Source organism: Streptomyces sp. DH10 (genome assembly GCF_029813805.1).
GTDB classification, from domain to species: Bacteria; Actinomycetota; Actinomycetes; order Streptomycetales; family Streptomycetaceae; genus Streptomyces; species Streptomyces coeruleofuscus.
Genome location: NZ_JARVKU010000019.1, coordinates 129,026 through 155,745 on the forward strand (window position 1 = coordinate 129,026; position 26,720 = coordinate 155,745).

At 72.6% G+C, this 26,720-nt stretch carries 25 protein-coding genes; 10 read left to right on the forward strand and 15 right to left on the reverse strand.

Annotation, left to right across the window (positions count from 1 at the left end; genetic code table 11):
* Positions 1-44: 44 nt before the first annotated feature.
* The 3 genes from QC385_RS32205 to QC385_RS32215 form a co-directional block, all read right to left on the reverse strand.
* The gene (locus QC385_RS32205) at positions 45-626 is read right to left on the reverse strand and encodes a sugar kinase (RefSeq protein WP_279544880.1); all 582 of its coding nucleotides are present in this window, start codon (positions 624-626) and stop codon (positions 45-47) included.
* A complete protein-coding gene (locus QC385_RS32210; protein ID WP_279544881.1) occupies positions 623-1,771 on the reverse strand; it encodes an ROK family glucokinase in 1,149 nt (382 codons plus the stop codon). The genes QC385_RS32205 and QC385_RS32210 overlap by 4 nt, the downstream gene beginning before the upstream one ends.
* Before the next feature lie 145 nt (positions 1,772-1,916).
* Positions 1,917-2,654, reverse strand: coding sequence for a GntR family transcriptional regulator (locus tag QC385_RS32215; RefSeq protein ID WP_184993911.1), 738 nt, complete (start codon positions 2,652-2,654; stop codon positions 1,917-1,919).
* Positions 2,655-2,782: 128 nt separating this feature from the next.
* Here QC385_RS32215 and QC385_RS32220 point away from each other — a divergent pair, with 128 nt between their 5' ends.
* Positions 2,783-3,805 carry a Gfo/Idh/MocA family protein gene (locus QC385_RS32220; RefSeq protein WP_279544882.1) on the forward strand — a complete coding sequence of 341 codons (1,023 nt, stop codon included), beginning with the start codon at positions 2,783-2,785 and terminating at the stop codon, positions 3,803-3,805.
* A 19-nt stretch (positions 3,806-3,824) separates the two neighbouring features.
* Here the strand turns inward: QC385_RS32220 and QC385_RS32225 are convergent, their stop codons facing one another.
* The 3 genes from QC385_RS32225 to QC385_RS32235 form a co-directional block, all read right to left on the reverse strand.
* Positions 3,825-4,502, reverse strand: a complete 678-nt coding sequence (locus QC385_RS32225; protein WP_279544883.1) for a response regulator transcription factor — start codon at positions 4,500-4,502, stop codon at positions 3,825-3,827.
* 99 nt (positions 4,503-4,601) lie between these two features.
* Positions 4,602-5,756 carry a hypothetical protein gene (locus QC385_RS32230; protein ID WP_279544884.1) on the reverse strand — a complete coding sequence of 385 codons (1,155 nt, stop codon included), beginning with the start codon at positions 5,754-5,756 and terminating at the stop codon, positions 4,602-4,604.
* A gap of 131 nt (positions 5,757-5,887) precedes the next feature.
* Complete coding sequence (locus QC385_RS32235; RefSeq protein WP_443033050.1) at positions 5,888-7,165, reverse strand: sensor histidine kinase; 1,278 nt, start codon at positions 7,163-7,165, stop codon at positions 5,888-5,890.
* Between the two features lie 180 nt (positions 7,166-7,345).
* Between QC385_RS32235 and QC385_RS32240 the strand changes: the two genes are divergently transcribed.
* On the forward strand, positions 7,346-7,546 hold the full coding sequence (locus QC385_RS32240) for a hypothetical protein (RefSeq protein WP_279544885.1): 201 nt from the start codon (positions 7,346-7,348) through the stop codon (positions 7,544-7,546).
* A gap of 47 nt (positions 7,547-7,593) precedes the next feature.
* Here the strand turns inward: QC385_RS32240 and QC385_RS32245 are convergent, their stop codons facing one another.
* Positions 7,594-7,989, reverse strand: a complete 396-nt coding sequence (locus QC385_RS32245; protein ID WP_279544886.1) for a ribonuclease domain-containing protein — start codon at positions 7,987-7,989, stop codon at positions 7,594-7,596.
* A 152-nt stretch (positions 7,990-8,141) separates the two neighbouring features.
* Complete coding sequence (locus tag QC385_RS32250; RefSeq protein WP_279544887.1) at positions 8,142-8,768, reverse strand: dihydrofolate reductase family protein; 627 nt, start codon at positions 8,766-8,768, stop codon at positions 8,142-8,144.
* Positions 8,769-9,118: 350 nt separating this feature from the next.
* Between QC385_RS32250 and QC385_RS32255 the strand changes: the two genes are divergently transcribed.
* Positions 9,119-9,880 (forward strand): SDR family oxidoreductase, encoded by a 762-nt coding sequence (locus QC385_RS32255; RefSeq protein WP_279544888.1) that lies wholly within the window; start codon positions 9,119-9,121, stop codon positions 9,878-9,880.
* A 78-nt stretch (positions 9,881-9,958) separates the two neighbouring features.
* Here QC385_RS32255 and alc read toward each other — a convergent pair whose 3' ends face one another.
* A complete protein-coding gene (alc, locus tag QC385_RS32260) occupies positions 9,959-11,074 on the reverse strand; it encodes an allantoicase (protein WP_279544889.1) in 1,116 nt (371 codons plus the stop codon).
* Between the two features lie 34 nt (positions 11,075-11,108).
* Entirely contained in the window at positions 11,109-12,449 is a 1,341-nt protein-coding gene (gene allB, locus QC385_RS32265) for an allantoinase AllB (protein ID WP_279544890.1), read from the reverse strand.
* A 164-nt stretch (positions 12,450-12,613) separates the two neighbouring features.
* Between allB and QC385_RS32270 the strand changes: the two genes are divergently transcribed.
* The gene (locus QC385_RS32270) at positions 12,614-13,411 is read left to right on the forward strand and encodes an IclR family transcriptional regulator (RefSeq protein ID WP_279544891.1); all 798 of its coding nucleotides are present in this window, start codon (positions 12,614-12,616) and stop codon (positions 13,409-13,411) included.
* 19 nt (positions 13,412-13,430) lie between these two features.
* Here the strand turns inward: QC385_RS32270 and QC385_RS32275 are convergent, their stop codons facing one another.
* Complete coding sequence (locus QC385_RS32275) at positions 13,431-14,333, reverse strand: LysR family transcriptional regulator (RefSeq protein WP_279544892.1); 903 nt, start codon at positions 14,331-14,333, stop codon at positions 13,431-13,433.
* A gap of 95 nt (positions 14,334-14,428) precedes the next feature.
* Here QC385_RS32275 and QC385_RS32280 point away from each other — a divergent pair, with 95 nt between their 5' ends.
* Positions 14,429-15,586 (forward strand): nuclear transport factor 2 family protein, encoded by a 1,158-nt coding sequence (locus QC385_RS32280; RefSeq protein ID WP_279544893.1) that lies wholly within the window; start codon positions 14,429-14,431, stop codon positions 15,584-15,586.
* Positions 15,587-15,626: 40 nt separating this feature from the next.
* Here the strand turns inward: QC385_RS32280 and QC385_RS32285 are convergent, their stop codons facing one another.
* Positions 15,627-15,920 (reverse strand): DUF5955 family protein, encoded by a 294-nt coding sequence (locus QC385_RS32285; protein ID WP_279544894.1) that lies wholly within the window; start codon positions 15,918-15,920, stop codon positions 15,627-15,629.
* A gap of 219 nt (positions 15,921-16,139) precedes the next feature.
* Here QC385_RS32285 and QC385_RS32290 point away from each other — a divergent pair, with 219 nt between their 5' ends.
* Both QC385_RS32290 and aceB read left to right on the forward strand, forming a co-directional pair.
* On the forward strand, positions 16,140-16,754 hold the full coding sequence (locus QC385_RS32290) for a nucleotidyltransferase family protein (RefSeq protein ID WP_279544895.1): 615 nt from the start codon (positions 16,140-16,142) through the stop codon (positions 16,752-16,754).
* A 207-nt stretch (positions 16,755-16,961) separates the two neighbouring features.
* Positions 16,962-18,587, forward strand: coding sequence for a malate synthase A (gene aceB, locus QC385_RS32295; protein WP_279544896.1), 1,626 nt, complete (start codon positions 16,962-16,964; stop codon positions 18,585-18,587).
* 1 nt (position 18,588) lies between these two features.
* On the opposite strand, the gene QC385_RS32300 is transcribed toward aceB, so the two are convergent.
* Positions 18,589-18,882, reverse strand: coding sequence for a SelT/SelW/SelH family protein (locus QC385_RS32300; RefSeq protein WP_150483888.1), 294 nt, complete (start codon positions 18,880-18,882; stop codon positions 18,589-18,591).
* Complete coding sequence (locus QC385_RS32305; protein ID WP_279544897.1) at positions 18,879-19,793, reverse strand: HipA family kinase; 915 nt, start codon at positions 19,791-19,793, stop codon at positions 18,879-18,881. The genes QC385_RS32300 and QC385_RS32305 overlap by 4 nt, the downstream gene beginning before the upstream one ends.
* A gap of 165 nt (positions 19,794-19,958) precedes the next feature.
* On the opposite strand from QC385_RS32305, the gene QC385_RS32310 reads away from it, so the two are divergent.
* From QC385_RS32310 to QC385_RS32320, 3 genes are read left to right on the forward strand one after another with little or no spacing between them, the layout of a single operon-like run.
* The gene (locus QC385_RS32310) at positions 19,959-21,194 is read left to right on the forward strand and encodes an ATP-binding protein (protein ID WP_279544898.1); all 1,236 of its coding nucleotides are present in this window, start codon (positions 19,959-19,961) and stop codon (positions 21,192-21,194) included.
* Positions 21,191-22,315: a tetratricopeptide repeat protein gene (locus QC385_RS32315; RefSeq protein ID WP_279544899.1), complete on the forward strand. Its 1,125-nt coding sequence runs from the start codon at positions 21,191-21,193 to the stop codon at positions 22,313-22,315. Before QC385_RS32310 ends, QC385_RS32315 begins: the two co-directional genes overlap by 4 nt.
* 22 nt (positions 22,316-22,337) lie before the next feature.
* A complete protein-coding gene (locus QC385_RS32320; protein WP_279544900.1) occupies positions 22,338-23,039 on the forward strand; it encodes a 2-phosphosulfolactate phosphatase in 702 nt (233 codons plus the stop codon).
* Positions 23,040-23,052: 13 nt separating this feature from the next.
* On the opposite strand, the gene cobN is transcribed toward QC385_RS32320, so the two are convergent.
* Positions 23,053-26,679 carry a cobaltochelatase subunit CobN gene (cobN, locus tag QC385_RS32325; RefSeq protein WP_279544901.1) on the reverse strand — a complete coding sequence of 1,209 codons (3,627 nt, stop codon included), beginning with the start codon at positions 26,677-26,679 and terminating at the stop codon, positions 23,053-23,055.
* Between the last annotated feature and the right edge of the window lie 41 nt (positions 26,680-26,720).

A 26,720-nucleotide genomic window follows, 5' to 3' on the forward strand; every position in this document is an offset into this window, starting at 1 on the left:
GACAATCGGCCCCGGCGGCCCGGTCGGCCGAGCCGGGCTTCGGGTCAGGGCACCGTCCGGGACACCACGTACACCCAGGGATAGGCCGGGTTGGACATGTCCACCACCACGTCGTGCGTGGGCGCGGGGTTCTTCTGCCGGTGGACGAAGCCGTACCACGAGTCGCCCTCGGGGAACTTCCAGCCGGTGACCTTGCGGTCGCGGGCGCCGATGGTGATGTGGTCCTTCTTCAGGTCCTTCCGGGTCACGCCCAGGCCCGTCAGATAGGCGTCCAGGCCGGCCGCGTTGGTCTCGAACTGGGCGTACAGGCGGCTGGTCTTCCAGTTGTTGGTCTCGTAGTACGCCACGTGCCAGGCGGGGTGCGGGACGGGCACCTGGTAGATCCGGCGCTGGAGCTTGGAGGGCCAGCCCTCGGTGAGGCCGGTCGCCGAGTACTTCGCCTCCTTGTCCTTGCCGCTGTCCCGGCTCTGGTTCGCGGAGATCACCAGGTAGCCGGCCGGGATGCCGATGAGCAGCACGATGATCAGCAGGGTGAGGGCCCTGCGGCGGATCATGTGGCGGCGGTCCTCGGCCGGGCGTTCCTCGCCGTCCGGCCAGGAGCCCTGGTGCGGCAGGGATGCGGTCACAGCGTCTCCTGGGTACCGCGGAGCGACTGCGTGTACCGCTCGAAGCGTTCGTACCGCTCCACCCGGCGGCGCTTGGCGCGCCGGAAGCGGCGGGCGACCAGCCGGGCGAGGTCCGCGGCGCCGACCATGCCCGCCTCGGGGCCGAGCTGGGCCCGGGCGATACGGGCCTCGGGGCGGTAGCCGCGGCCGGTCAGATGCCTGCGGAACGCGTCCCTCGCGGGGCCGATCAGCAGGTCGTCGGCGGCCGAGACACCGCCGCCGATGACGAAGCAGGAGGGGTCCAGGGCGGCCGCGAGGTTGGCGATGCCGACGCCGAGCCATTGGCCGATGTCCTGGAGCAGCTCGATGCACATGGCGTCACCCTCGCGCGCCAACTCGGTGATCATCGGGCCGGTGATGTCGCCGATGTTGCCCTTGACGTGCTCGATGATCCCGTACGCCACCGGCGAGTCCGCCACGGCCAGCTCACGCGCCTCGCGGACCAGGGCGTTTCCGGAGCTGTACTGCTCCCAGCAGCCGCGGTTGCCGCACGGGCAGCGGTGGCCGCCGGGCACGACCTGCATGTGGCCGAACTCGCCGGCGACGCCGTACTTTCCGCGCTTGACCTGGCCGTCCTCCAGGATCGCGCCGCCGATGCCGGTGCCGAGCGTGATCATCACGAGGTGGTCCTCGCCGCGGCCGGCGCCGAAGCGCCATTCCGCCCAGGCGGCGGTGTTGGCGTCGTTGTCGACGAGGACCGGTACGGAGAGCCGGCCCGAGAGGCGGTCGCGGAGCGGTTCGTTGCGCCAGGACAGGTGGGGGGCGAACAGCACGCGGTTGCGGTCGGCGTCGACCCACCCGGCCGCGCCGATGCCGACGGCGTGCACGTCGTGCCGGTCCGAGAGGTCCAGGACCAGCTCGGCGATCGTGTCCTCGACGACCTTGGGGCTCTTGGACTTGTCCGGCGTCTCCGTGCGGACCTTCTCCAGGATGTTGCCGTCGGCGTCCACGACGCCCGCCATCACCTTCGTACCGCCGATGTCGATGCCGACCGTCGGCACGCGGGGTGCCGTCAGGTGTGAGCGGCGCTCCCGGGTGCCGACGGTGCGGAGCGCCGTGGCACGGCGGGAGCCGATGGGGGCGGTGAAGTCGCGGTAGGTGCTCATCGCCGCCGATTCTGCCTCACGGGGAGGCAGGGTGCGGAGCAGGGGAACAACCCACCGTTGCCGTGTGCGGGTGCGTGGGGGCTGATCGCGCCCGCGCGGCGGAGCCGCACATCGATACGGCTCCGCCCCCGGGAAACCCGCCCCCTCAAGTCCTCACAAGCAGCTGGAACTCGAAGGAATAGCGCGTCGGCCGGTAGGTGTGTGTGCCGTATTCCACTGCGCGGCCCGTGTCGTCGAACGTGACGCGTTGCATGGTGAGCAGCGGGGCCCCCGTCTCCTCCGCCAGCCGTTCCGCCTCCACCGTCGTCGCCGCGCGGGCGCCGATCGACTGGCGGGCGCTGTGCAGGGTGATGCCGGCCGCCCGCATCAGGCGGTACAGGCCCGTGGTCTCCAGTTGGCCGGTGTCGAGGTCGATGAGGCCGGGGGGCAGGAAGTTGCAGAGGTAGGCCATGGGCTCGCCGTGGGCGAGGCGGAGGCGTTCCACGCGGTGGACGTCGCTGTCCTCGGCGACGCCGAGTGCTGCGGCGACCTCGGCGGAGGCGGGTACGAGCGTGTTGACGAGGACCTTGGTGGCCGGGCGCTGGCCCGCCGCCTCCAGGTCGTCGTAGAGGCTGCTGAGCTCCAGCGGGCGCTTGACCTGGCTGTGCACGACCTGGGTGCCCACACCGCGGCGGCGTACGAGGAGGCCCTTGTCGACGAGCGACTGGATGGCCTGGCGGACGGTCGGCCGGGACAGGCCGAGCCGGGCGGCGAGCTCGATCTCGTTGCCCAGCAGGCTGCCGGGGGTCAGCGTGCCGTGCTCGATCGCGGCCTCCAGCTGCTGGGACAGCTGGAAGTACAACGGCACGGGAGAGCTGCGGTCCACGCTCAGCTCGAGCTGCACGGTCGGGTCCACTTCTGGTTTCGGCACGGGCCGAGCGTAGCTCCGTGCGTTGTTGACGGGAAGTTGTGTAGTCAGATTGTCCGGACATTCAGATTGACAGGGGCGGGCTGGGCACGCACTTTGTTTCCATGCGCATCGGCGTCATCGGAACGGGCCGTATCGGCACAATCCACGCGAACACCCTCAGCCGGCACCGCGACGTCGGCTCCCTGATCCTCACGGACGCGGACGCCTCGCGGGCCCAGGACCTGGCACACCGGCTGGGTGAGACGGCCGCGCCCGGCGTCGAGGAGATCTTCCGGTGGGGGGTCGACGCCGTGGTGATCACGACGGCGACGTCGGCGCACGCCGAACTGATCGGTCGGGCAGCACGCTCGGGCCTGCCGGTGTTCTGCGAGAAGCCCATCGCGCTGGATCTGCCGGGGACCCTGAGCGCGATCACCGAGGTCGAGACGGCCGGGACGGTGCTCCAGATGGGCTTCCAGCGCCGCTTCGACGCCGGATACCGGGGCGCCCGCGAGGCGGTGCGCTCCGGCAGGCTGGGGCGGCTGCACACCGTGCGGGCGCTGACCAGTGACCAGACGCCGCCGCCCGCGGCGTGGCTGCCGCTGTCCGGCGGGCTGTACCGGGACACGCTGATCCACGACTTCGACGTGCTGCGCTGGGTGACGGGCCGGGAGGTGGCGGACGTGTACGCGGCCGGGTCCGACGCCGGGCCCGCGATGTTCCGCGCGGCGGGCGACGTCGACACCGGTGCCGCGCTCCTCACCCTCGACGACGGCACGCTCGCCACGGTCACCGGCGCCCGTCTGAACGGGGCCGGCTACGACGTGCGCATGGAGCTGGCCGGGGAGCTCGACCAGGTCGTGGTCGGCCTGGACGACCGTACGCCGATCGCCTCCACGGAGCCGACCGGGCCACCGGCCGCGGACAAGCCGTGGACGGGCTTCCTGGAGCGCTTCGGCCCCGCCTACGAGGCGGAGCTGAACGCGTTCGTCGAGGTCGTGCGGGGCGAGCGGGCCAACCCCTGCGACGGCCGCGAGGCCCTTCAGGCGCTGCGCGTCGCCGAGGCGTGCGAGCTGTCGCGCCGGGAGCGCAGGCCGGTGCACCTCGCGGAGATCCCCGGCGGGGCCGCCTCCCCCTTCGTGTGACGACGGGCCCGCGAGTCGGTCAGTGGCCCTCCTGCTCCTCCTCCAGCAGTCCCGCGTCGTACGCCAGCAGCGCGATCTGCACCCGGTTGTTGAGGTCGAGCTTGGCCAGGATGCGGGAGACGTGCGTCTTGACCGTGGCGACACTCATGAACAGGCCGGTGGCGATCTCGGCGTTGGACAGGCCCCGGCCGACCGCGACGGCTACCTCGCGCTCGCGGTCGTTGAGGGCGGCCATGCGCGCACGCGCGCGAGTGCGGCGGGTGTCGGCGGCGGTGCCCACCGCGTGCCGCATCAGCTGGCGGGTGACGGTGGGCGACAGGACCGGGTCGCCGGCCGCGACCCGGCGTACCGCCGCGAGGATCTCGGTGGGCGGGGTGTCCTTGAGGACGAATCCGGCGGCGCCCGCGCGCAGGGCCCGCAGGACCTGTTCGTCGGCGTGGAAGGTGGTGAGGACCACCACCTGCGGGGCGTCCTTGCGGGAGCGCAGCCGCTCGGTGGCGGTGAGACCGTCCACGGTCGGCATCCGGATGTCCATGAGCACGACGTCCGGGCGGGTGCGGTCGACGAGCGCCTCCACCTCGCCGCCGTCGGCCGCCTCGCCGACGATCTCGATGTCGTCGGCTCCGCCCATCATGAAGGACAGTCCGGCCCGCACCAGCGGATCGTCGTCGACGAGGAGGAGTCTGATCGCAGTCATGGGCCATACGTAATCACGGCCGGGGCGGACGCGGGGCCCGGACGGGCGCCGGGCCGCGCCAACGCCTCGTCCGGGGCGCGGTGTTGACCGGCCGCGTGCTCAGGCCCGCAGTGTCACCCCGAACAGGGCGCGCAGGCGGCTGATCTCCCACCAGACCACGGCCGTCACCGAGGCGGGACCGCCGATGACGGCGAGGGCCTGGATCATCGGCGGTCCGGGCGGCAGGCCGCCCGCGAGCAGGCTGATGGCGGCGAACTCCCAGACCAGCGTGCCGGTCAGCAGGGCGGGAAGCGCGGCGTGCACGGCCGCGGTGTTGAAGCCGGTGCGGATGGCCGGACCGGTGGCGAACCCCACGAAGAACAGCAGCCAAGCCAGGGGCAGGGCGGCCGCGAGGGTCAGCCAGGGGGCGGCGCCCTCCGAACCGGAGGAGGGCGTCTCGTTCCGGTCGAGCAGGATGATCGCCCCGCCGAGCAGCGGGACTGCCGTCACCGCGCCGATGTACCAGCCGGCCGACCGCAGGGCGGCCCGCACCCGCACCCGCATGGCCGACCTGGTCTCCGCCGACGCCCACCGGAACAGCACCGCGATCACGACGGGCGCGCTCAGCAGCAGCAGGGGCGGGGTGACCGCCAGCCGCATCATGTACTGCTCCTGGACCTCGGCGACGTCCTCCGGCTTGCCGTACACGGCGAGCAGCAGCAGGGACATGGCGGCCGCGGTCCAGGCCCGCACCTTCTGCACTCGCGTCACGTGCCGGTCGTCGACGGCCCGGTGCGTGTGCGGGAACAGCCGGTGGGCGAGGTTGCGGGCCGAGCGCGCGAACGAGTAGCTCAGCACGAGCGGCAGGAACGCGAACCAGGTGCACGGAGCGAGCAGGACCAGCCACATGCAGCCGGAGACCCGCGGCTGCCCCTGCCGCAACAGCTGGCGAACGGACGGCCATTCGCCACCGCGCAGACCGCCCCGGGCCGGGCCCCAGGTACCCGGCCGCGGCTGGGGGACGTACGGGTACGGCTGCGGCTGCGGGTACGGCTGGGGATGCGGGTGCGGGTGCGGGGGGTACGGCTGGGGGTGCGGGTAGCCGTACGGTGCCGGGCCCGGCTGGGGGTGCGGGTAGCCGTACGGTGCCGGGCCCGGCTGCGGCGGTCCGTAATGCGGCGGCACGTAGGGGCCGTTGGGCGGTGGCGGCGGATACGGTCCGCCGTTCGGCGGCCCGGGCGGCTGGTACGGATTGGCGGGTCCCCCGAAACTCACGTGCAAGTCCCTTCCGTTACTCACGGCGCTGAAGGCGGCACAACAATCAGCCACCGCCCCAGCCAAGTCAACTCGCTTTGGAGCTAAAGGTCATGGGGTCGGCACGCACGCGACCCCGAACTGCCGAGGAGTCAGCAGCCCCACGGCAGCCACGCCCGTACCTCGAACCCGCCCCGCGGGGTGTGGCCGTGCTCCAGGCGGCCGCCCGCGAGGGTCGCTCGTTCCGTCAGGCCGATCAGTCCCTGGCCCGAGCCGGGGACGGGCGGCACCTCGCCCTCGGGGGGCGGGTTGTGGACGGAGACGGTGAGGCCGTCGCCCGGTGCCCCGGTGACGGACACCGTGACCTCCGTGCCGGGGGCGTGCTTGCGGGCGTTGGTCAGGCCCTCCTGGACGATCCGGTACGCGGTGCGGCCGACGGAGGACGGGACGGTGCCGGTGTCGTCGACGCGGTGGTCGAGGGTCACCTTCATGCCGGCCTCACGCGACTCGGCGACGAGCGTGTCCAGCCCCGCGAGCGTCGGCTGGGGCCGGCCCGTGTCGTCGGGCTCCCCCGCCCGCAGGACGCCGATGATCTCGCGCAGGTCCTGGAGGGCCTCGTGCGCGCTCTCCCGGATCACCCCTGCCGCCCGCGCCGTCTCCGCCGGGGGTGCGTCGGGCCGGAACTCCAGGGCGCCCGCGTGCACGCTGAGCAGGGTCAGCCGGTGGGCGAGCACGTCGTGCATCTCCCGCGCGATGGCCTCACGGGCGAGCCGCTGCGCCTGCTCGGCCCGCAGCCGCGCCTCCGTCTCGGCCCGCCGGGCCCGGTCCCTGAGGCTCACCATGAGCTGCCGCTTGGACCGTACGAACATGCCCCAGCCGACGATCGCCACGGTGAGCACCATGGCGAAGGGCACGCTCACCAGGTAGGGGACGTCCGCGTCGGGGCGCGCCCAGTAGTACAGCGGGGCCAGGGCCGCGTTGATGCCGCCCACCCAGGCGACGTACCGGAAGGGGCGGTGCACGGCGAGGGTGAACAGGGCGATCAGCCCCGACCCGCCCGCCGTCTCCGAGATGAAGGTGATGGGAACCATCGCCACGGCCAGCCCCAGCGGCCAGCGGCGGCGCAGCCAGACGGCCGCGCAGGCCAGCGCCCCGGTCAGCTGGTCGACGACGGCCAGCCATTCCGGGACATGGGGGTTGTCGTTGAGCGCCTCGATGGCGGCCGCGCCCACCAGCACGGCCAGCAGGAAGCAGGAGAAGTCGACGACCCAGTCGCGGGCGGTGCGCCGTGGCCGTCGCCCGGTCCGTGCGGCGTCGGGGTCGAGCTCGTGCAGCAGGGCGGACGGGACGAACCATCTGCGCCCGGTGAACAGCGCAGGTGTCTCGCCCGTCAGCACCGGGGAGGCCTGCCCCGCGTTGTCACCACTCACGGTCGGCAAATCTACGCAGGTCCGGGCCCGTTCACCGCACTCTGGCCGGAATCGTCGACCAAAGTCACCGCGTCGCAGACTTTCGGCGCGGCCGACTGCGTCCGGACAGGGACTTCCGTCCAACGGACGCTCGCCCCGCGGCCGATGTGCGTGGGGGGTCCGCGGGGCGAGGCTCGTGCCATGAAGCAGGTGCTGGAGATTCTCGGCTTCCTCGCCCTCATACAGGGCGTGGCGGGCCTGGTACACGAGTTCACCGCCTGGAACTGGGGCGTCGTGCAACGACTGGGGTTCCTCGACGGCTACGAGATCTACGCGAGCGTCACCCTGCTCGTGCTGGGCGTCGCCCTGTTCGCGGCGGCCGGGAGCCGGAAGTCCGTCTGAGTGCGCGGGCGGACTTCCGGCCGGCGTTCACGGAGGTGGCCGCCCGCTCAGCAGCCGTAGTCGACCAGGTCGAACGACTCGTAGTGGTCGGCCGTGTAGTAGTCCTCCCGGTTTTCCTCACCGGTGACGATGCGCCGCGCACCGCGCGTGGAGGAGCCGGGGGTGATGACCGTGTACTCGTGGTAGTAGCCGGACGACTGGCTCGGCAGGATGCCCTCCCGGTTCTGGAAGACGGTGCCGTCCTGCTCGAACGGGAAGGGGCCGCCCCGCTCGATCAGGTCGAGCGTGTCGTGGGCCTGGGACGGCAGGTCGCCGTAGCAGATGGTGCCGACGGCGGTGGGGGCCGCGGTGGCCGTGGTGGCGGAGACGGTACCGCCGACGAGGAGGGCGGACAGGAGGGCGGCTGCTGCGCCGAGCCGCGAGGCGCGTGGGGGGAAATTCATGCGCACATGATGACGCGCGTAGACAGTGGCATGTCAATGACAAGCCCGGAGATTTTCCCGTCAAGTCCGATGAGTTAGCGGGAAGTTAACCTTCCCCCGGCGCCCTCACACGCCTGTTCCACCGGGCCGGTGAGGGCGTCGGGGCGGGCCGTCTACGCGTTCTCCGGCAGCGTGTACTCGCCGTACTGCGGGCTGCCCGCCACCTCGTACGTCTGGATCGAGACGCCCGTGCTGGTGACGCTCCCTCCGGCGTGCCGGAAGGCGGTCGGTACGGCGCCCTCCGGGAACAGCCGGAACCCGGCGCCGAGAACGACCGGGAAGGTCAGCAGATGCAGTGAGTCGACGAGGCCGTGCGCCAGCAGGGACCGGACGAGGGCGCCGCTGCCGTGCACCTGGATCTCGCCGTCGGTGCGCTCCTTCAGGGCCGTGACCTCCTTGGCGAGATCGCCGGTGAGCACGGTGGTGCCCGCCCACCCGGGGTCCTTGAGGGTGGAGGACGGGACGTACTTCGGCAGTGCGTTGAGTTTCGAGGCGACCGGATCGGCGGGGTCGGTCACCTTCGGCCAGAACGTGCTGAAGATGTCGTACGTCCGGCGCCCGAGCAGGAAGGCGTGGGGCCGTGCGAAGACCTCGTCGATGAAGCGGCCGAAGTCCTCGTCGGCGTACGGGAAGCTCCAGCCGCCGTGGGTGAAGCCGCCGCGGGTGTCCTCGTGAGGGCCGCCGGGGGCCTGGTAGACGCCGTCGAGGGTGACGAAGAGGGTGGAGACGAGCTTGCCCATGGCGGGTGCCCTTCTTCTCGGAACGGTCGGGTCTGCTGTCATCGGTTCAGACCCCGTGGGCGCCCGCAACTCATCGCTGGGCCGTACGGCTCCCGCGGTGCGGGAACCTAGGGGGTGTCCGCAAAGTCCCGTCGTCCGCCCGGAGGGCGGGCCTCGCGGCGTCCGGTGCGTGCTCTCGGCGTGCCGGGCGGACGCCCGCGTACTGGTTGTACGCGGGTGTTCGCACGGTGCGGCGAGAGTGCGTGCCGGGCGTCGCGGGGCAGGCGAGACTTTGCGGACACGCCCTAGGGGCCCACCTCGACGTCCGTTCACCGCCAGCACCGCTGCCGGCCGGCCGGTGGGATGGACCCATGACTTCTCAAGGAACTCTCGGAAATCTCGGAACTCTCAACGGCAAGGCGGCGCTCGTGACCGGCGCGAGCCGTGGCATCGGCGCGGCGACGGCCCTGCGGCTGGCCCGGGAGGGCGCGGACGTGGCGGTCGGCTACGTGAACGGCAAGGAGGCGGCCGAGGACGTCGTACGGGCGGTGGAGGCGCTGGGGCGCCGGGCGGTGGCGGTGCGTGCGGACGCGGCGGACGCCGCCGAGGCGGCCGGTGCGGTGACCGCCGCGGTCGAGGCGCTGGGCGGCCTGGACATCCTGGTGAACAACGCGGGCGTGGGGGTGCTCGGGCCGCTGGAGACCCTGTCGCTCGCCGACGTGGACCGCGTCCTCGCCGTCAACGTGCGCGGCGTCTTCCTGACCTCCCAGGCCGCCGCCGCGCGCATGCCCGAGGGCGGGCGGATCATCACGATCGGCAGTTGCATGGCCCAGCGCGTTCCGGGGCCCGGCGGCACGCTCTACGCCACGAGCAAGGCGGCCCTGGCGGGTATGACCAAGGCCCTGGCCAGGGAGCTGGGCGGGCGCGGGATCACGGCGAACCTCGTCCACCCGGGGCCGATCGACACCGACATGAATCCGGCGGACGGGCCGTACGCGGCCGGCCAGGCGGCGATGACGGCGCTGGGGCGGTTCGGGACGGCGGACGAGGTGGCGTCGATGGTGGCGTATCTGGCCGGGGCGGCGTACGTCACCGGTGCGGAGTTCGCCGTGGACGGCGGGCACGCGGCGTGAGGCAGGGGGCGTACCGGTACTGAGGCAGGGGGTGCACCGGTGCTGTCGGGCCGGTGCACCCCCTGGCGTGGGGCCGGCTCAGCCGCCCAGTTCCTGGTGACGCGCCGCGAGGCGCCGCGCACCGTCCTCCGTCAGGGAGCCGAACAGTCGCAGCCGGGAGATGCCGCCGTCCGGGAAGATGTCCACGCGCGCGTGCGTGCCGACGGCCGGGACCGGGAGTACGAAGCGGTGGGCGGTGTCGGGCTGAAGGCGCGTGCGGGGCAGGACCTCCCGCCACTGGCCGTCCTCGCCGTCGCGCACGGACACCGAGGCCCAGCCGGCGCTGTTGCCCTTGAGGTACGCGGTGTCGATCTCCAGGGCGCGGATCCGGGACTGGGCGGCCAGCCGGTAGCGGATCCAGTCGTGGCCCCGGTCGCGGCGGCGCCGGGTCTCCCAGCCGTCGTCCATCTTGCGGGAGCGCCCCGGCTGGATGGTGTTGGTGGCGGGCGAGTAGAAGAGGTCGGAGGCGTCCTCGACCTGGCCGCCGTTCTCCAGGGCTACGACGTCGAAGGTGCCCAGCGCCTCCAGCCAGGCGGGGTCCGGGACGACCTCGCCGTGCACGCGCAGGCGGGCGATGCCGCCGTCGGGGTGCTGGTTGACCCGCAGGTGGGTGAAGCGCTGCTCGACCGCGACGGGGAAGCCGTTGGCCGCGTGGCCGCCGACCGGGGTGCGCGGAACGAGGGTCGTCCACTTCACGTCACCCGCGAGGAGTTCCTCCGGCGACGGGGAGCCCGGCACGCAGGTGCCTTCGACGGACACGGCCTGCGGGTAGTTGCCGCGGAAGTGCGCCGTGTCGACGACGATCCCCCGGATCACGCCCGGGGCGCCGAGGCGGACCAGCGCCCAGTCGTGGTCCTCCGCGGTCGGCCAGGGGTGCTCGGCGGAGGCGCTCCGGCGGCGGCGCGTCTCCCAGCCGTCCATGATCTTGCCCTTGTGCCCGAAGTGCTCGGGGTCGAACTCGGCGCGCCCGGGCACCAGCAGGTTCTCGCGCTGGGCGAAGAACTCGTCGTTGGCGGCGATGACACCGGCGCCGAGGCGCCGGTCGGCGAGGTCGGCGTACTGGGTGAAGGGGAAGTCGGCGGTGCGGTAGTCCGCGTAGGGGTCGCCGCCTCCGTAGGGGTTCGCGTCGCCGGTGAAGCTGGGAATCGCCGTCACGGTGATCAGGTGCCTTTCTCGTCCGGTATGGGGATCAGTCGGTTCGGGTGAGGAGTCGCCCCTTCGGTTCGGTGAACTCGCCGTCCGCGACGATGCGCTGCCCGCGCAGCCAGGTGGACTTCACGACGCCGTACAGGGTCCTGCCCGCGTAGGCCGTGACGTGGTTGCGGTGCTGGAGGGCCACGGGGTCGACGGTGAAGGTCTCGTCGGGGGCGAGGACGGCGAAGTCGGCGTCGCGGCCCGCCGCGATGGCGCCCTTGCGGTCGTCGAGCCCGACGAGTTCGGACGTCCGCGCGGACATCCAGCGGACCACGTCCTCCAGGCCGTGCCCGCGCCTGCGGGCCTCGGTCCACACCGCCGCCAGGCTCAGCTGGAGCCCGGAGATGCCGCCCCAGGCCGTCGCGAAGTCGTCGGTCTTCAGGTCGGCGGTGGACGGGGAGTGGTCGGTGACGACGCAGTCGATGGTGCCGTCGGCCAGCGCCTGCCAGAGCAGGTCCTGGTTGGCGGCCTCGCGGATCGGCGGGCAGCACTTGAACTCGCTGGCGCCGTCGGGGACTTCCTCGGCGGTGAGGGTCAGGTAGTGGGGGCAGGTCTCCACGGTGACGCGGACGCCCTCCGCCCGCGCCTCGGCGATCATCGGCAGAGCGTCGCTGGAGGACAGGTGGAGCACGTGCACGCGCGCGTTGAGGGCCTTCGCCTCGCGGATGAGCTGGGCGATGGCGGTGTCCTCGGCGTCCCGGGGGCGGGAGGCGAGGAAGTCGGCGTACCTGGGGCCGGGCCGCTGCGGGGCGGAGGCGAGGAGGTGGGGGTCCTCGGCGTGCACGATGAGCAGGCCGTCGAAGGCGGCGATCTCGGCCATGGTGCGGGCGAGCGGGTCCCGTTCGAGGTGCGGGAACTCCTCGACGCCGGACGGCGACAGGAACGCCTTGAAGCCGAAGACGCCGGCCTCGTGCAGCGGGCGCAGGTCCTTGACGTTGTCGGGCAGGGCGCCGCCCCAGAAGCCGACGTCGATGTGCGCCTTGTCGGCGGCGACCTGCCGCTTGGTCCGCAGGTGCGCGACGGTCGTGGTCGGCGGGAGGGAGTTGAGGGGCATGTCGACGAGGGTCGTGATGCCGCCGGCCGCGGCGGCGCGGGTGGCGGTCCAGAAGCCCTCCCACTCGGTGCGGCCGGGGTCGTTGACGTGCACGTGGGTGTCGACCAGGCCGGGCAGCAGGACGTGGTCGCCCAGGTCCTCCAGGCGGGAGGACTCCGGTACGGGTGCGTCGTACGGGAGGACGGCGGTGATCTTGCCGGCGGCGACCGCGACCGATGCGGCGCGCGTCCCCTCGGGAGTGATGACACGCGTCGAGCGAAGCACCAGTTCAGCGTCGGACACCCGAACCCCTTTCTTCAACGTTCTGTTGAAGGAGTCTTCACTCCCGTTCCGGCCCCGTCAAGGGCACACTGCTACAGGACACACCAGCACCCCCTCCCCTGGACTTTTCCACGAAGCGGAATTAACATCCCGGGAAGCGAAATGCTACCCGAAAGGAACGCGCCGTGCCGACGTCCAGCGCCAGCACCACCGACTCAGCCCGGTCCTCCTCCAACGGCGGGGTCCAGTCCCTGGAGCGCGCCTTCGACCTGCTCGAACGGATGGCGGACGCGGGCGGCGAGGTCGGTCTGAGCGAGCTGTCCGCGAGCAGCGGGCTGCCCCTGCCGACCATCCACCGCCTGATGCGCACGCTGGTGGCCTGCGGATACGTACGGCAGCAGCCCAACCGCCGGTACGCACTCGGCCCGCGCCTGATCCGCCTCGGCGAGTCCGCCTCCCGGCTGCTGGGCACCTGGGCGCGGCCGTATCTCGCCCGGCTGGTCGAGGAGACCGGCGAGACGGCGAATATGGCGCTGCTGGACGGGGACGAGATCGTCTACGTGGCGCAGGTGCCGTCGAAGCACTCGATGCGCATGTTCACGGAGGTCGGCCGGCGCGTGCTGCCGCACTCCACGGGCGTGGGCAAGGCCCTGCTCGCCGGTTTCCCGCCGGAGGAGGTGCGCGCCCTGCTGAACCGTACGGGCATGCCCGCGGCGACGGAGAAGACCATCACGACGCCCGACGGGTTCCTCGCGGCGCTGGAGGACGTGCGCCGCCAGGGTTACGCGATCGACGACAACGAGCAGGAGATCGGCGTCCGCTGCCTGGCGGTCTCGGTGCCCGACTCCCCCACCGCCGCGGCCATCTCCATCTCCGGCCCGGCGGGCCGGGTCACGGAGGCGGCGACGGAGAAGATCGTGCCGGTCCTCCAGCAGGTCGCCGGTGAACTGTCCGAGGCCCTGGCGACCCAGAACCCCGCCTGACGGATTCACGACGACCCGGTCACGAGTCGGTGGAACGGGCCGGGGTGAAGGCCGTGGCGAGCCGGTCGAGCAGGAGTGCCGCGGCGGGATGCGGGTCGCGGCGAGGCGTGATCGCGTAGACGCCCCGGGTCGGGGGATCCAGCAGGCTCACCGTGGTGACGTCGGTGCGCAGTGCGCACGTCAGGACGCCGGGTATCAGCGCGATGGCGTGACCGGTCGCGACCAGGGCCAGCTTGCCGAGCAGATCGGCCGCGGCGAGGTCGATGCGGGCGCTGACTCCGGCGCGGGCGGCGTGCTGGCGCAGGAGGGCCGCCGAGCCGTCGTTGTCCTCGACCCAGGTCTGTTCGGCCAGTGCCCGCAGGTGCACCGGGCCGCGCCCGGCCTGCGGATGGCCGAGGGGCAGCGCGACGACCATCTCGTCCAGCCCGAGGAAGCGGCGCTCGACCCTCGGGTCGTGGGGCAGTCCCGGCGGTGCGTCCGTGACGACGGCGAGGTCGAGGCCGCCGGCGATCACGCGCTGGTGCAAGTCGGGACTCAGAGCTGGGAGCAGGCTCCAGCGGACCGCCGCGGCGCGCTCCAGCAGGGCCCGGATCGCCTCGGGCACGATCCCCGCGGCCAGTGAGGGTGTCGCACCGACGGCCAGGGGCCGGCTGACCGCCCCGTCACGGGCGTCGCGCACGGCGCGGACGGCGCGGTCGGCCTCGTTGAGGGTGGCCAGGGCGTGGCGCCGGAAGACCTCGCCGGCCGCTGTCGGACGCACACCGCGCGCATGCCGCTCGATCAGGGACACGCCGAGCCGGTGCTCCAGCCCGGCGATCTGCCGGGAGACCGCCGACTGTGTGTGGTGGAGCTCGGCGGCCGCGGCGGACAGCGACCCGAGCCGGCAGACCGTCACGAAGGTTCGCCACACCGTCAGATCCATGACCCCAGTATGACCAAGCGGTATGCGCGTGCCGCAGGGCCGGCTTGCGAAATCTGCGCTTCTCGCAGCCGCCGCGTTGCACCAATCTGACGCCCATGACCACACCGCACACGATCGCCGTCCTCGGCCTGGGGCGCATGGGCGACGCGATCGCGACCCGACTGGCCGCTCAGGGCCGCACCGTCATCGGCTGGACCCGTTCCGGACGCGCGTCGGGCGCCGTCAGGACGACCGGCGACCCGCGCGACGCCGTGGCACAGGCCGGCCTGGTACTCCTGGCGCTGTTCGACGGTCCGGCCTGCCGGCAGGTCCTCGACGACGTCCGTGGCGCGCTGCGAGCGGACACGATCGTGGTGAACACCAGCACCATCTCCCCCGCCGAAGCGTCGGAACTGTCCCGGCGGCTGGGCCCGTCCTACGTCCACGCGCCCGTGCTCGGCTCGGTTCCGGCCGCCTCCGCCGGCGCCCTGCGCATTCTCGCCGCCGCCGAGGGAGACGCCCTGGACCGGGCCCGGCCGGTGCTGGAAACGCTGGGCTCCGTGCTGACCGTCGGTGATGCCTCGACCGCCGCCGCGCTCAAGCTGATCGCCAACAACGGCCTCGCCGGCGCGGTCCTCGCGCTGCGCGACTCACTGCGGCAGGGCGACGCCCTCGGCCTGCCCCGCGCCCAGGTGCTGGACGTGCTCGAACTCGGGCGGCTCGGCGGGCTCGTGGCGCACAAACGGGCTTTTCTCACCGGCGAGCCCGTCACCGCGGCCGCCGAGTTCACGATCGGTGCGCTGGCCAAGGACATGGCCCTGCTGGCCGCCGCGTCGAACACGCCGTTGCGCAGCGCCGCCGGCCTGGCGGACATGCCCGCCGACCCCGAGGCCGACATCGCGACTGCCGCCACCGTCCCCGCCGTCGATGACGCGGTGCTCGAACCGCTGCGCGCCTACATCCGCGGGCACGCCACCGGCGACTCCGCGCACTTCCGTGACGCGTTCCTGCCCACCGCCCACGTCGAGGGGATCCGGGACGGCGCGTTCGTCTCGTGGCCCCTGGAGGAGTACTGCGCTCTCTTCAAGGGCCGGCCGGCCACGGACGAGCCGGCCCGCTCCCGCCGCATCGACACCGTCGACGTCCACGGCACCGTCGCGACCGCGACCATGACGCTCCTGCACGGAGCGGACACCTTCACCGACGTCTTCCTGCTGGTCCGCGTCGGCGACAGGTGGCGGATCGCCAACAAGGCCTACCACCGGCATGGTTGACCGGCTCCGGCGTACCCTTCCGCCTGATCCGAAGAGAGCCTCAGCCCTGCCCGCGCACCGGCCCGCCGAAGAGGTCCACGGCCCGGCGGACCTCCGCCAAGTCCGGGGCCAGCGCGCTCACCGAACCGATCGCACCCGCGATCAGCAGCAGGGAGCGGCGCAGCCGTGGGATCTCGGGGGTGCCGTCGGCCGCCATGGCGTCCAGGGCGGCGAGTTCCTCATCGGCGATGGTCCGGTCGGCGAACTCGCCGGGATGGGCGGCGAGCCGACGGCGCATCCGGGCGACGGCGGAGCGCAGCTCCGTCACGCGCGGATCATCGTCGCCGCCGGTCACAGGCCCCTGCCGCCTCTGCTCAACGCTCCGCAACGCAGTCCTCCCCCTCGCACTCCGTCGTGCGCGTGCCCTTCCGACGCGAAGTCCCCCACACCGGGCGCCGGCCGGTCGGTGCGGGCGACAGTAAACGACGCGGGCCACCAGGCGCCAGTCCATTGCGTCATCGACTTGCTCCGCTGCGTGACTTTCCGGTCCGGGGTCGTGCGGTATGCAGGATCCATGACGACACGTAAGACGACGAAAAGGACGCCTGCGGTTGCGGGGGTACTGCTCGCCGCCGGGGGCGGGCGGCGGCTCGGCGGGCGCCCCAAGGCACTGCTCACCCACCGGGGACGGCCGCTCGTGGAGCACGCGGTGCGGGTGTTGCGCGAGGGCGGCTGCGAGCGGGTCCATGTGGTGCTGGGCGCGCGGGCGGACGAGGTCCGGGCACGAGCCGCGCTGCCGGGGTGCGTCCTGGTCGGCAACCCCGACTGGGAAGAGGGCATGGGCACGTCCCTGCGGGCCGGACTGGACTCGCTCGCCGGTACGGGCGCGGCGGCCGCCCTGGTCTCGCTCGTCGACCAGCCCGGTATCGGCCCGGAGGCGGTGGCCCGGGTCCTCGGGGCGTACGGGGACGAGGAGTCGCTGGTGTCGGCCGCGTACGACGGAGTGCGCGGCCACCCGGTCCTGTTCGGTGCGGCTCACTGGGCGGGCATCGCCGCGACTGCGACCGGGGACCGTGGGGCACGCGCCTACCTGAAGGAGCACGAGCGGGGGATCAGGCTCGTCGAATGCGGGGACGTGGCCCGGCCCTTCGACATCGACACGGAGGCCGATCTGGCCCACCTTGAGTGAAGGCAGTGGCACGGAGAGCCACCTTGCCTCGACTCGGAGAATCTCGACATCAACAGATGATTGAACTTCCACCATGAGGAAACTAGTATCCACTGTTCAGAAGCGCCCGAGGTACCCGCGGGCGCCGAACGCCGTATCCGGGAAGACTGGCACCCGGTGCCGAACCGCCGGTTCGTCTTCGTAGCTCGCTGAAGGAAGTGACAGTTCATGTCCGCACCAGCGCCGTCCCCGCTGGCCGTCGTCGACGCCGAGCCCCTGCCGCGGCAGGAGGAGGTCCTGACCGAAGCGGCGCTCGCCTTCGTGGCCGAGCTGCACCGGCGGTTCACTCCCCGCCGTGACGAACTCCTCGTCCGCCGCGCCGAGCGCCGCGCCGAGATCGCCCGCACCTGCACCCTCGACTTCCTCCCGGAGACCGCCGCGATCCGCGCCGACGACTCCTGGAAGGTCGCCCCGGCCCCTGACGCCCTGAACGACCGGCGGGTCGAGATCACCGGCCCCACCGACCGCAAGATGACCATCAACGCCCTGAACTCGGGCGCGAAGGTGTGGCTCGCGGACTTCGAGGACGCCTCCGCGCCGACCTGGGAGAACGTGGTCCTCGGCCAGCTCAACATGATCGACGCCTACACCCGGAACATCGACTTCACGGACCCGAAGTCGGGCAAGTCGTACGCCCTGAAGGCGAACGAGGAACTCGCCACGGTCGTCATGCGCCCGCGCGGCTGGCACCTGAACGAGCGTCATCTCGTCGACGCGGACGGCACCCCCGTGCCCGGCGCGCTCGTCGACTTCGGCCTGTACTTCTTCCACAACGCCAAGCGCCTGCTGGGTCTGGGCAAGGGCCCGTACTTCTACCTGCCCAAGACGGAGTCGCACCTGGAGGCACGCCTCTGGAACGAGGTCTTCGTCTTCGCGCAGGACTACCTCGGCATCCCGCAGGGCACCGTGCGCGCGACCGTGCTGATCGAGACGATCACGGCCGCGTACGAGATGGAGGAGATCCTCTACGAGCTGCGCGACCACGCCTCCGGGCTGAACGCGGGCCGCTGGGACTACCTGTTCTCCATCGTCAAGAACTTCCGGGACGGCGGCGCCAGGTTCGTCCTGCCGGACCGCAACGCGGTGACGATGACGGCCCCGTTCATGCGCGCGTACACCGAACTCCTCGTCCGTACCTGCCACAAGCGCGGTGCGCACGCGATCGGCGGCATGGCGGCGTTCATCCCCTCCCGCCGGGACGCGGAGGTCAACAAGGTCGCCTTCGAGAAGGTCCGCGCCGACAAGGACCGCGAGGCGAACGACGGTTTCGACGGCTCCTGGGTCGCCCACCCCGACCTGGTGCCGATCGCCATGGAGTCCTTCGACAAGGTCCTCGGCGACAAGCCGAACCAGAAGGACCGGCTGCGCGAGGACGTCGACGTCAAGGCGGCCGACCTGATCGCGATCGACTCGCTGGACGCCAAGCCGACGTATGCCGGTCTGGTGAACGCCGTGCAGGTCGGCATCCGCTACATCGAGGCCTGGCTGCGCGGCCTCGGCGCGGTCGCGATCTTCAACCTGATGGAGGACGCCGCCACCGCCGAGATCTCCCGCTCCCAGATCTGGCAGTGGATCAACGCCGGGGTCGTCCTCGACAACGGCGAGCAGGTCACCGCCGGCCTGGCCCGCAAGGTCGCCGCCGGGGAACTCGCGAACATCAGGGCCGAGATCGGCGAGGAGGCCTTCGCGGCCGGCAACTGGCAGCAGGCGCACGACCTGCTGCTGACGGTCTCCCTCGACGAGGACTACGCCGACTTCCTGACGCTGCCGGCGTACGAGCAGCTCAAGGGCTGACTCAGTCCGCGGACGGCTCGGCGGACGGCTTGTCCGAGTGGCCCAGGGGCTTCCCCGGGGCCACTCGGTCGCGTACCGCCCGCTTGACGGCCGTCGGCTCGGGGAAGCCCTGCTCGCGCCGGTCCCAGACGACCTCGTCGCCGACGCGGACGACGAACACACCGCCCTTGCCGGGCTTCAGCGCCAGTTCCGTCAGCTCGGACTCGAAGGTCGTGAGCAGTTCCTGCGCCAGCCAGGCCGCGCGGGGCAGCCAGCGGCACTGGGTGCAGTACTCGATCTCGACACGGCCACTCATCCGAGGTGCACCGACCAATCCTGTTCGGCCGCGGGCTTGCCGTGCAGGTCGGGGACCTGCCGGAGCCACGCGGGGCGTCCTTGCCGGCTGCGCGCCGCCCGGCGGGCCTCCTCGGCGGCGAGCTCCTCCCGGCCGGGGAAGTCGGTGGGCAGCCAGGCCTCTGAGGCCCGCACGCGCGCGTGGAGGTACGACACGTACGCCTCGCGTGCCTCCCGCGCGGTGGCGAAGCCCGGCTCGTCCGCGAGCCAGGCGTCCGGGACCTCCGCGAGGATCCCGCGCAGCAGGTCCTCGGTCACCCTGGGAGCGAGCTCGGCGTCGGCGGCCCGGACGTCGGGGCCGTAGTGGCCGAGGGCGTGGTGCCGGAAGTCGTAGGCCTTGGCGGGGTCGCTGCCGTCCCAGCGGTGGTGGAAGACGAGCGCGGCACCGTGGTCGATCAGCCACAGCCGCGGGGGTGCGACGCCCAGCGTGGGCCAGACCATCAGGTTGGAGCTGTGGACCGTGCGGTCGACGTTCACGGTCAGGGCGTCGAGCCAGACGATCCGCCCCGCCTCCAGGGGATCGACGGGGAAGACCCGCGCGATCTCCGGCGTGAAGTCCCGGGCGCCCGGCAGGTAGTCCATGCCGAGGTTCACTCCCGCGCTGGCCGCGTGCAGGCCCCGCACCTCCTGGTGCGGCTCCTCCCGCGCGATCACCGGGTCGAAGTGCACCAGCACCAGCTCGGGGAAGCGCAGTCCGAGGGCGCGGGCCAGCTCCCCCACGATCACTTCGGCGACGAGTGCCTTGCGGCCCTGCGCGGAGCCGGTGAACTTCACGACGTAAGTGCCCAGGTCGTCGGCCTCGACGACGCCCGGTACGGAGCCGCCGGACGTCAGGGGTGCGACGTAGCGGGTCGCGGTGACCTCTCTCAGCATGTCCTCGGGCCTTGCCTCCCCGGCAGTCCGTCCATGGCCGTCCGCTCCTTGCCGCCGGCCTCCGCCGGCATGAAGCGAGCATAGTAAGCGAGGGTAATCGCCGGTGCGCGGCTGGACGCCGGGCGCCTCCCGAGGTGCCGCCGGGCGGGCGTTAGGCTGTGGATCATGCCGGACGACTCCCCTCTCATACAGAGTCTGCGCACCGCCGTCGCCGCCGCTCCCGCGGACGTACCCCTGCGGTTGCACCTGGCCCAGCTCCTGCTGGAGGCGGGCCGTTCGGAGGCCGCCGTCGCCGAGGCGGCCGTGGCCCTTCAGCACGCGCCGGGCGACGCCCAGGCCCGTGACCTGATGGTCCGGGCGATGGGCGCGCCGGCCCCGGCGCCGGCGCAACCCCCGGACCGGCGGCCGGGGTTCGACTGGCGGGCCGCCGAGGAGCAGGTCGGGGACGTGGTGCCGCCGCGGTTCGTCGAGGCGCCGGTCCGCGCGGACGGACAGGACGATCCCGGCGGTGCCGAGGCGTGGGACGTGGAGACGCCCGGCGGGGTGCGGCTGGCCGACGTCGGCGGCATGCAGGACGTCAAGGACCGCCTGGAGGCGGCGTTCCTGGCGCCGCTGCGCAACCCCGAGCTGCGCAAGCTGTACGGCAAGAGCCTGCGCGGCGGGCTGTTGCTGTACGGGCCGCCCGGCTGCGGGAAGACGTTCATCGCCCGCGCGGTCGCCGGGGAACTCGGCGCCGCGTTCCTGTCGGTGTCGGTCAACGACGTGCTCGACATGTGGATCGGCAACTCCGAGCGCAACATGCACGAGGTCTTCGAGACCGCCCGCCGCCAGGCGCCCTGCGTGGTCTTCCTGGACGAGCTGGACGCGCTCGGCGCCAAGCGCAGCCGCACCGCGCACAGCGGTATGCGCAACACGGTGAACCAGCTGCTCACCGAGCTGGACGGCATCGACTCGGCGGCCAACGAGGGCGTGTTCGTGCTGGCCGCCACCAACGTGCCCTGGGACGTGGACAACGCCCTGCGCCGTCCCGGCCGGCTGGACCGGACGATCCTGGTCCTGCCGCCCGACGGTCCGGCCCGGGAGGCGATCCTCCGCTACCACCTGCGGGAGAGGCCCATCGAGAACGTCGACCTGGGCAAGCTGGTCAAGGCCACGGACGGCCTGTCGGGCGCGGACCTGGCCCATGTCTGCGAGGCGGCGGCCGAGCGGGCGCTGCTGGACTCGGCGCGCACCGGGACGGTCCGGATGATCGGCATGAAGGACTTGCTGGCCGCCGCGAAGGAAGTCGTCCCGTCGGCCGAGCCGTGGTTCGCCTCCGCGCGGAACGTGGCGATGTTCGCCAACGAGGGCGGGATGTACGACGACCTGGTGGCCTACCTGAAGAAGAGGCGCAAGCTGTGACCGCGACGGTGCACCCGGCCGTGGAGCGGGCCGATCTGCTCATCGACCTCAAGCGGTACGAGGAGGCCCGCGAGCTGCTGGCGCGGCGGCTCGCGGAGGACCCCGACGACGTCCGGGCCTGGGTCAAGCTCGCCCGCAGTCATCTCATGGACGAGGAGGACGGGCCGAAGGCCCTGGAGGCGACGGAGCGGGCGCTGGCGCTGGACTCCGAGGACATCGGGGCGCTCGTCATGCACGCGCACGCCCTGCGCGCCGCTGGCCGCTTCCTGGAGACCGAGGGCGTGCTGCGCGAGGTGATCCGCCTCGCCCCCGAGAACTGGTACGGCTACGCGCTGCTCGCCAACTGGCTCTGGCGCATCAGGGCGATCCGCTCCGGGCGGGCCAACGGCGGCCAGGTCAGGCGCGAGGACCAGGACGCCGCCCTGCGGGAGGCGGGCGAACTCGCCCAGGAGGCCATCCGGCTGGGGCCGGAGGAGGTGTTCGCCTACGAGGTGGCGTGGCTGATCGCCGACATGGCGGGCAACCGGACCGTCGCCGGTCAGCTCGACGAGGCCATCCTGCGGGTCGATCCGCAGCACGAGCAGGCCCTGGCCCGGCGGACGAAGAAGGCGGCGACCGCTCCCGGCGTCAAGGCGGCGGAGGCCGCCACCCTGTACGCCGACGCGCTGGCCACCGCCCCGGACTCCGCCCCGATGCGCAGCGGCCTGGACGACGCCTCCTACCGTCTGCTGCGCGGCGTCCGCTGGCCGGCCCTGCTCTGCCTGGCTCTCGCCGGTGTGGGCATCGACCTGTTCGCGACCGAGGGCGAGACCCAGCGGGCGCTGCCGCTGCCGCTGGGCCAGCGGCTCTGGGACCTCGTCCCCATGGCCGTGGTCTGGGCCCTGGGCGCCCTGCTGAGGTACCGGAGGCTGCGCGCCGGCGTCCGGGTCAATCTGCGCTCGCTGCTCCGCCGTCGCACCTGGCCCCGTGTCGCCCTGGCCCAGGCGGCGTGGGCCATGGTCTGTGCCCTGCTGATCACCCAGATCCCGTGGACGGAACGCACGGTCCCGCAGATGCTGTTCTGGGCCGGTCTGCTGCCGACGGTGGCGACGATGTGGTTCGACCGGGGCAAGGAAGGCTGAACGGGCATCCGGAGGGGGATGTATGGACACTCGTTTCCTCGGCATACCAGAGCTCGTCGACGTCCCTTCGGTGGCGGTCGTGGTCGACGTGATGCGCGCCTACACCGTGGCTGCCTGGGCCTTCGGCCAGGGAGCGGAGAAGATCGTCCTCGCTGAGTCGCTCGACGAAGCCCTGGCGCTCAAGGCTCGCCACCCGGACTGGATGGCGCTCAAGGACGGCCCGCCCGCGCCCGGGTTCGACATGGTCAACTCGCCGGGCCTGCTGCGGTCTGCCGACCTCGGCGGACGGACCGTCGTGCAGAAGACCACGGCAGGGACGGTCGGCGCCCTCGCGGTCAAGAGGGCGTCGCTGGTGCTGTGCGCCGGCTTCGTCGTGGCGGAGGCGACGGCCCGGTTCCTGCGGACGCGCGAGAGCGACGGCGTCACCTTCGTGGTCACGGGTGAGGACGGGCGGGCCGACGAAGATCTGGCGTGTGCCCAGTACATCGCCCGCAGGGCCACGGAGGCCGAGACGGACGCTGCCGGGTTCGTCCGCCGCGCTGCCCGGTCGCGTGCCGCCGCCGAGTTGGCGAAGGGGGTGCGCCGAGGAGTCCATGCCGATGACATCGCACTCTGTCTCGAGGTCGACCGGTTCCCCTTCGCCATGGTGGCGACCTTGGAGGACTCCCTCATGGTCCTGCGTCCGCACGTGGTGCCCGGCCTGCCCGCCCACCCCGCCGGGTGAAGTCGCCGGACGATCACCCGTCGCCCTCGAGGTCTCCCTCCGTCTCCAGGTACACCTGCCGCAGACCCTCCAGCACGGCCGGATCGGGCTTCTCCCACATGCCGCGGGACTCCGCCTCCAGCAGGCGTTCGGCGATGCCGTGCAGGGCCCAGGGATTGGCCTCCTGGAGGAACTCGCGGTTCACCGGGTCCAGGACGTAGGTCTCGGTGAGCTTGTCGTACATCCAGTCGGCGATCACGCCGGTGGTGGCGTCGTAGCCGAAGAGGTAGTCGACGGTGGCGGCGAGTTCGAAGGCGCCCTTGTAGCCGTGGCGGCGCATCGCCTCGATCCACTTGGGGTTGACCACGCGGGCGCGGAACACCCGGGAGGTCTCCTCGACGAGGGTGCGGGTGCGGACCGTCTCGGGGCGGGTGGAGTCGCCGATGTACGCCTCGGGAGCCGTGCCGCGCAGCGCCCGGACCGTCGCCACCATGCCGCCGTGGTACTGGAAGTAGTCGTCCGAGTCGGCGATGTCGTGCTCGCGCGTGTCCGTGTTCTTCGCGGCGACCTCGATGCGCTTGTAGGCGGTCTCCATCTCCTCGCGGGCCGGGCGGCCGTCGAGTTCGCGGCCGTAGGCGTAACCGCCCCAGACGGTGTAGACCTCGGCGAGGTCGGCGTCGGTGCGCCAGTCGCGGGAGTCGATGAGCTGGAGCAGGCCCGCGCCGTACGTGCCGGGGCGGGAGCCGAAGATGCGGGTGGTGGCGCGGCGTTCGTCGCCGTGGGACGCCACGTCCGCCTGGACGTGGGCCCGTACGTGGTTGGCCTCGGCCGGCTCGTCCAGCGAGGCGGCCAGGCGTACGGCGTCGTCCAGCAGGCCGATGGTGTGCGGGAAGGCGTCCCGGAAGAAGCCCGAGATGCGGAGGGTGACGTCGATACGGGGGCGGCCCAGCTCCTCGTAGGGCACGGGCTCCAGGCCCGTCACCCGGCGGGAGGCGTCGTCCCAGACGGGGCGGATGCCGAGCAGGGCGAGGGCTTCCGCCACGTCGTCGCCGGCGGTGCGCATCGCGCTGGTGCCCCACAGGGAGAGGCCGACGGAGGTGGGCCAGTCGCCGTTGTCGGTGCGGTAGCGCTCCAGGAGGGAGTCGGCGAGGGCCTGGCCGGTCTCCCAGGCGAGGCGGGAGGGGACCGCCTTGGGGTCGACGGAGTAGAAGTTGCGGCCCGTCGGGAGGACGTTGACCAGGCCCCGCAGGGGTGATCCGGAGGGGCCCGCCGGGACGAAGCCGCCCGCCAGCGCGTGCACGGTGTGGTCGACCTCGGCGGTGGTCGCGGCGAGGCGCGGCACGACCTCTCGGGCCGCGAACCGAAGGATGGCGGCGACCTGTTCGCCGTGTTCGGCGGGGACCGCGGCCGGGTCCCAGCCCGCGTCCTCCATGGCCTGGACCAGGGCGCGGGCCTTCTCCTCGGCCTCGTCGGCGGTCGTGCGGGTCGCGGCGGACTCGTCCAGGCCGAGGGCCTCGCGCAGGCCGGGCAGGGCCGTAGCGCCGCCCCAGATCTGGCGGGCCCGGAGGATGGCGAGGACGAGGTTGACGCGGTCCGCGCCCTGCGGCGGGTTGCCGAGGACGTGCAGGCCGTCGCGGATCTGGGCGTCCTTGACCTCGCAGAGCCAGCCGTCGACGTGCAGGAGGAAGTCGTCGAAGCCGTCGTCGTCCGGGCGATCCTCCAGGCCGAGGTCGTGGTCGAGCCGGGCGGCCTGGATGAGGGTCCAGATCTGGGCGCGGATCGCCGGGAGCTTGGCGGGGTCCATGGAGGAGATCTGGGCGTACTCGTCGAGGAGTTGCTCCAGACGCGCGATGTCGCCGTAGGAGTCGGCGCGGGCCATGGGCGGGACGAGGTGGTCGACGAGCGTGGCGTGGACGCGGCGCTTGGCCTGGGTGCCCTCTCCGGGGTCGTTGACCAGGAACGGGTAGATCAGCGGGAGGTCGCCGAGGGCGGCGTCGGGGCCGCAGGCGGCGGACAGGCCGGCGTTCTTGCCGGGCAGCCACTCCAGGTTGCCGTGCTTGCCCAGGTGGATCATCGCGTCGGCGCCGAACCCGCCGTCCTCGGCCCGGGCCGCGATCCAGCGGTAGGCGGCCAGGTAGTGGTGGGAGGGCGGCAGGTCCGGGTCGTGGTAGATCGCGATCGGGTTCTCGCCGAAGCCGCGCGGGGGCTGGATGAGGATCAGCAGGTTGCCGAAGCGCAGGGCCGCGAGGACGATGTCGCCCTCGGGGTTGCGGCTGCGGTCGACGAACATCTCGCCGGGGGCCGGGCCCCAGTGCTCCTCCACCGCCGTGCGCAGTTCCCCGGGGAGCGTGGCGAACCAGCGGCGGTAGTCGGCCGCCGGGATCCGCACCGGGTTGCGGGCCAGCTGCTCCTCGGTGAGCCAGTCCTGGTCGTGCCCGCCCGCCTCGATCAGCGCGCGGATCAGCTCGTCCCCGTCACCGGAGGCCAGGCCCGGTACCTCCGCGTCCGTGCCGAAGTCGTAGCCCTCGTCGCGGAGCCGGCGCAGCAGGGCGACGGCGCTGGCGGGGGTGTCCAGGCCGACCGCGTTGCCGATGCGGGAGTGCTTGGTCGGGTAGGCGGAGAGGACCAGCGCGAGGCGCTTGTCGGCGGGCCGGATGTGGCTCAGCCGGGCGTGGCGTACGGCGATTCCGGCGACGCGGGCGGCGCGCTCGGGGTCGGCGACGTAGGCCGGGAGGCCGTCGGCGTCGATCTCCTTGAAGGAGAACGGGACGGTGATGAGGCGGCCGTCGAACTCGGGGACGGCGATCTGGCTGGCCGCGTCGAGCGGGGAGACGCCCTCGTCGTTGTCCGCCCAGTCGGTCCGTGAGCCGGTGAGGCACAGGGCCTGGAGGATCGGCACGTCGAGGGCGGTGAGCGCGCCCGCGTCCCAGGACTCGTCGTCGCCGCCGGCCGATGCCTCGGCGGGCCTGGTGCCGCCGGCGGCGAGGACGGTGGTGACGATGGCGTCGGCGGCGCGCAGTTCCTCGATCAGCTCGGGCTCGGGGGCGCGCAGGGAGGCGACGTACAGGGGCAGGGACCGGCCGCCGACGTCCTCGATCGCGTCGCACAGGGCGGCGACGAAGGCGGTGTTGCCGCTCATGTGGTGGGCCCGGTAGTAGAGCACGGCGACGGTCGGGCCGTCGGTGTCCCGGCCCTCCCGGGGCAGCGGGCCCCAGGTGGGGGCGGCCGCCGGTGCCTCGAAGCCGTGGCCGGTGAGCAGGACCGTGTCGGAGAGGAAGCGGGCGAGCTGCTCCAGGTTGGCCGGGCCGCCGTGGGCGAGGTAGGCGTGGGCCTCGGCGGCGATGCCGATGGGGACCGTGGAGGACGCCATCAGCTGGGCGTCGGGGGCCTGTTCGCCGGTGAGGACGACGACCGGGCGGCCGTCGGCGAGGAGCAGGTCGAGTCCGTCCTGCCAGGCCCGGATGCCGCCGAGGAGGCGGACGACGACCAGGCCGACACCGTCGAGGAGGGCGGGGAGGTCGTCGAGGGCGAGGCGGGAGGGGTTGGCGAAGCGGTACGGGACCGGGCCGGCGGCCGCGCGGGCGCTGAGCAGGTCGGTGTCGGAGGTCGACAGGAGCAGGATGCGGGGGTTCGGGAGTCGTTCCCCGGCTGAGTGCAGCATGCGGCGGCTGGCCTTCCTCGGGGTGTCCGCGCCCCGGGCGG